This is a genomic window from Parafrankia sp. Ea1.12 (assembly GCF_900465275.1).
Lineage (GTDB): Bacteria > Actinomycetota > Actinomycetes > Frankiales > Frankiaceae > Parafrankia > Parafrankia soli.
In genome coordinates this window covers 1-4,487 of sequence record NZ_UBIZ01000410.1, presented here as the reverse complement: position 1 = coordinate 4,487, position 4,487 = coordinate 1, and the positions used below count along the sequence as shown (strand labels likewise).

Here is a 4,487-nt window from a genome sequence, read left to right as displayed (position 1 = left end):
GGCCACCGCCACGCCGCCCCCTGCTGGCATGGCGGCAGGGCCGGGTGGGGGTGGCGGTCGTCGAGCAGCCCCCGACCGGTACCGCCGCCACCCTGCTCGAGCTGGCCTCGGATCTGGATGCCAGCCTGGTCGTCGAGGTGTGGGGCCGCAGGGGCGGGCTCCGCTCGGCCGCCGACCACCGCGAACGCCTGGCCGCCGCGCTGGGTGCGGGCGGGGTCCGGGTGATCGAGGTCCCGGTCGATTTCACCGCGACGAAACTGCTCATCGACGCGGTCGGCGACGCCGCGGCCGCGCAGGCACGCTAACGCCGGGCTACCGGCACCGGGGCTCTGGCGGCGGGACACCGAGGCCGCCGCCCGGCGACCGACCGGGCCGCGCTGGCGAGAACATCGCGGGAACAGGCGGGAACGCGCCGTCACCTACGCTCACAGACCCCTCAACCCCATTATCACGAGATGAAGTATCAGAGGGGGCCAGGCAGGCCGACAGGCAACTTCCTGCCAAACCTTTTCGATACCCTTTTTATGTCTGATGATTGCTTTCCTGTGACCTCCCCTGCTGCGGGGTGGTCCTGGTTCGTCCGCGCCTGGGCGGGCACACCGCAGGGCGTGACCGCTCCAGTGCCCCGGCAGCGCACCGAACGCCCCGCGCACCCCCCACCCTGGTGGCGCACACCGTGGTGGCGCCGGCTGGGCTCGCTCGGCGACGCGCGGACGGGTGCCGCGCCGGCCGCCAGCGCCCTCGGCCTGCGCCGGGCGCTGGCCGTGTTCGGCCTGGTCTTCTGCGGGGTCTTCAGCGGTCTGCTCGCGGTGGCCGGCCGAACCGTGCCGGCGGTCGTTCTCGGGATCATCGCCGCCACGGCGCTGGTCGACCTCGTCGTCATCCATCGCCGCGCGGGCGCGGCCCGCCGGGCTGACGGGCCGCGCCCGTAGGGTGTTGCTGTCTCCCCGCCGGAGCGGGTCGGCGCCGCCGCGCGAGCCCGGCCCCCAGGCCCGCGCTCTCCGGCAGGGTCCTGCGGAGGGGCGGGCGGGCGCGGATGACACCGGTGGGCGGGCGATGACACTGACAGCGACGGGCGGGGCCCCACGCGATCTCGGCGGCGACCCGTTCAGCGAGGCCCGCATGCGCCAGGGGCTGCGCCGGATGCGCACCATCGCGACCGGGCTGCTCGCCTTCATGGTCACCGTGTACGTCGTCGCCTGGCGGTGGGACGCCTCCGGCGCGCCGGGCTGGGTCGGCTACGTGGCGTCCGCGGCCGAGGCCGGCACGGTCGGCGCGCTGGCTGACTGGTTCGCGGTCACCGCGCTGTTCCGGCACCCGCTCGGGCTGCCGATCCCGCACACCGCGATCATCCCGCGCCGTAAGGACGCCCTCGGCCGCGGCCTGCAGAACTTCGTCGGAACGCACTTCCTCGCCGAGGAGGTGATCCGCGAGAAACTGGACCAGCTCGGGGTCGCCAGCCGGGTCGGTGGCTGGCTGCGCCGCCGGGAGAACGCCGAACGCGTGACCTCCGAGGTCTCGGCACGGGTGGCCTCGATGATCTCCGGCATCAGTGACGACCTCGTCCGCGAGCTGGTCGAGAAGACCGTCCTGCCCCGGCTCGTGGAGCGGCGGTGGGCGGGGGTGCTCGGGGTGGCCCTCGACCGGGTGGTCGCGGAGGGCACGCATCATCACCTGGTCGACCTGCTCGTCGCCGAGATCGAGGACTGGCTGAAGCAGAACCCGGACACGGTCGTGCGGATGGTCCGGGAACAGGCGCCGGCCTGGTCGCCCAAGTGGCTCGACGAGGCGGTCGCCGCCAAGGCGTACGCCGAGGCGCTGCGGTTCGCCGCCGACCTGCGGAGGGACCCCGACCACCGGGTGCGCCGCGCGCTGGACTCCTTCCTCACCACGTTCGCAGAGCGCCTGCGCACCGACGACGAGCTCGGCGAGCGGGTGGAGGCGCTGAAGCGGCGGATCATCGCCCACCCGGAGACCGACCGGGCGGTGTCGGCGATCTGGGCGACCGCCCGCGGCGTACTGCTCGACCTGACCACGGACCCGGACGGAACCGCGCGCACCAGGGCCACCGAGGAGCTGGCGGCCTTCGGGAACCGGCTCGCCACCGAGCCGGCGCTGGCGTCCACCGTGAACCGGGCCGCCGCCGACATCGCCGCCCGCACCGTCGGCCGCTACCGCGAGGACATCGCCGCCGTCATCGGGGACACCGTGGCCCGCTGGGAGCCGGCTGACACGTCCCGGCGGATCGAGCTGCACGTCGGTCGCGACCTGCAGTTCATCCGCATCAACGGGACGGTGGTCGGCGCGCTCGCCGGCCTGGTCATCCACCTGCTCACCGAGCTGCTGCTCTGACGGGTGGGAACATGACCGACGCAGCACACGACGACCCTGGGGGTTGGGTGGAGCGCCGACCGGAGCAACGCGGCACGGGGCCGGGCCGTGCCCGGCCGCCGGCGGCCGTGGCCACGGCCGCGGCCACGGCCGCCGGCGCCGCGGGCCCGCTCGTCATCGCCGGGCTCCTCGCCCTGATCTGGGTGGGCTACGTGGCCCCGATCGCCCACTTCGACGTCGACGTCTTTCTCCGCGCGGGCGCGGCGGTCGCCGACGGCCGCGACCCCTACCCCCCGCCCGGCACACCCGAGGTCTACTCCGGTTTCGCCTTCGTCTACCCGTACCTGGTGTCGCTGCCGTTCGTCCCGCTCTCCGCCCTTCCCGGCGCCTCCGAGCTGTTCATCGCGCTGTCGGTGGTCGCCCTGCTCGCCGCCTGCCGGCTCGCCGGCGCCGGCCGGTGGACGTTCGCCCTGGTGCTGACGGCGTCCTGCACCATCACCGGGCTGCAGATGGGCACCCTCAACGCGCTGCTGTTCTGCGGGCTGGTGGCACTGTGGCGGCTGCGGGACGTCCCCGTGGCGGCCGGGGTCCTCACCGCGGTGCTCGTGTACAGCAAGCTCTTCCTCGTCCCGGTCGCGCTCTGGCTCGCGCTGACCCGCCGGCCGCGCGCGACGGTGGTGGCGCTCGTCACCCTGGCCGCGCTGTTCGGCGTCGGGGAGATCTACAGCCCGGTGGCGGCGCACACCTACGCCGACATGCTGTCCGTCCTCGCCCGCGAGGAGGCGCCCGACGGGCTGAGCCTCACCGGGCTGCTGATGAACGTCGGGCTCGGCCTCGGCGCCGCCACCTGGGGCGCCCGCGCCGCCGCCGGCCTGCTGCTGGCCGGATGTCTGTGGCGGGCCCGCGGGCGGAGCCGCGCCGGCGGCGACGGGCTGCTGTTCGCCGGCGTGGTGGCGGCGGCACTCGTGGCCTCGCCGATCGTGTGGAGCCACTATCTGCTCCTGCTGGTGGCCCCGCTGCTCGCGATCACCCGCGGCGGCCCGGGCCACCCGGCCGCCCCCGGCGACCCGGACCTGCCCCTCGCTCTGTTCACCGGCGGCAGCTGGCTGCTGGTGACCCCACATCTGAGCACTCCGATCGACCTGCTCGTGGCGGCCGTCGTCCTCGGTCCGCTGGTCGCCCTGCCGCTGGTGCGCACGGCCCGTCGGCGGCGGGAAGGACGTCCAGCCGACCCGGACCAGGCGGCCGAGCCGGGCCATGTGGCTGGGTCGGGCCATGTGGCCGAGCCGGCGGTCGCGGCACCGGCCGTGGCGGTGCCTGAAAGCCCCGTACCCGGGCTGGCCGCGTCCGAGCCGGTGGCGGCGCCACGGATGGCCATGACGGCGCTACGGGCTGTCCTGGTGGCCGCGCTGGTCGGCGGGGTCGGGGCGGTGTGCTGGATCGCGGCGCGCGCCCGCGGCGAGGACGCGCGGGTCGTCGGCGCCTACGGGGCGCTCGTCGGAACGCTGGCCCTGCTGGCCTGGGCGGTCGGCGCCAGCCGGGACCGGGGGGCCGCGCAGCCTGGTCCGGCGGGCCCGCTCGGCCCGGTGAGCCCGCGCCGGCGCCGGGTCCGGTGGCCGGTGCCGATGCCCGCCACCGGCGCGCTGCGCACCCGAACGGGCCGGGTGCACCCCCAGTAACAGATGCCCGCCAGGCATGGGCAATCCGGCGTATGCTGAGGTCTTCAAGGTCATCTAAAGAGGAAATGTCGTCCAACCGACTCCGAACCGCAGTTCGGCGCTTCACTGGACCAGATGTGACGTAGAACCTCCTCCCCTGATGGTTAACCACACACCTCGCGCCCCCCGATCACGGCCCGGTACGAGGTAACGTCTTCATGTCGGCGTCACCGAGGGCAACCACCCACGGGGCGGCGACAAGATCTCTGGGGCATCCGGCCAATCGGGCCGGATGTCCGAAGGTCGGTGCGAGCGCCATGGCGGTCTCAGACCGCGGTTGGGTCCGGTCGCGTGAAAACCGGCCGCCCCCTGGCCGCCGGACGACACTTTCCGCGCTTGTAGACCACGCCGCATGGCGCGTGGAACCGACGTGGCGTTGTTCTGTCGGCCCTGACCTGATCGGCGGATCCCCTGACTCAGCCCCGCAGCACCCAGCCC

3 protein-coding genes and 1 pseudogene are annotated in these 4,487 nt (G+C 74.4%); all 4 read left to right on the top strand.

All coding sequences use genetic code 11. The annotated features are described in order from the left end of the window. Positions 1 to 305: pseudogene (locus tag FMEAI12_RS24190) on the top strand (hypothetical protein); the annotation flags it as partial. Positions 306 to 608: 303 nt separating this feature from the next. Further along, positions 609 to 932 carry a DUF6343 family protein gene (locus FMEAI12_RS24185; RefSeq protein WP_083391396.1) on the top strand — a complete coding sequence of 108 codons (324 nt, stop codon included), beginning with the start codon at positions 609 to 611 and terminating at the stop codon, positions 930 to 932. 124 nt (positions 933 to 1,056) lie between these two features. After that, positions 1,057 to 2,352, top strand: a complete 1,296-nt coding sequence (locus tag FMEAI12_RS24180; protein ID WP_112107960.1) for a DUF445 domain-containing protein — start codon at positions 1,057 to 1,059, stop codon at positions 2,350 to 2,352. Positions 2,353 to 2,363: 11 nt separating this feature from the next. Continuing rightward, positions 2,364 to 4,010: a glycosyltransferase family 87 protein gene (locus FMEAI12_RS24175; protein WP_112107959.1), complete on the top strand. Its 1,647-nt coding sequence runs from the start codon at positions 2,364 to 2,366 to the stop codon at positions 4,008 to 4,010. Positions 4,011 to 4,487: the final 477 nt, after the last annotated feature.

Coding starts and splice junctions, on each gene's coding strand:
- FMEAI12_RS24180 (WP_112107960.1), top strand. CDS start 1,057: ATGACACTGACAGCGACGGGCGGGGCCCCACGCGATCTCGGCGGCGAC.
- FMEAI12_RS24175 (WP_112107959.1), top strand. CDS start 2,364: ATGACCGACGCAGCACACGACGACCCTGGGGGTTGGGTGGAGCGCCGA.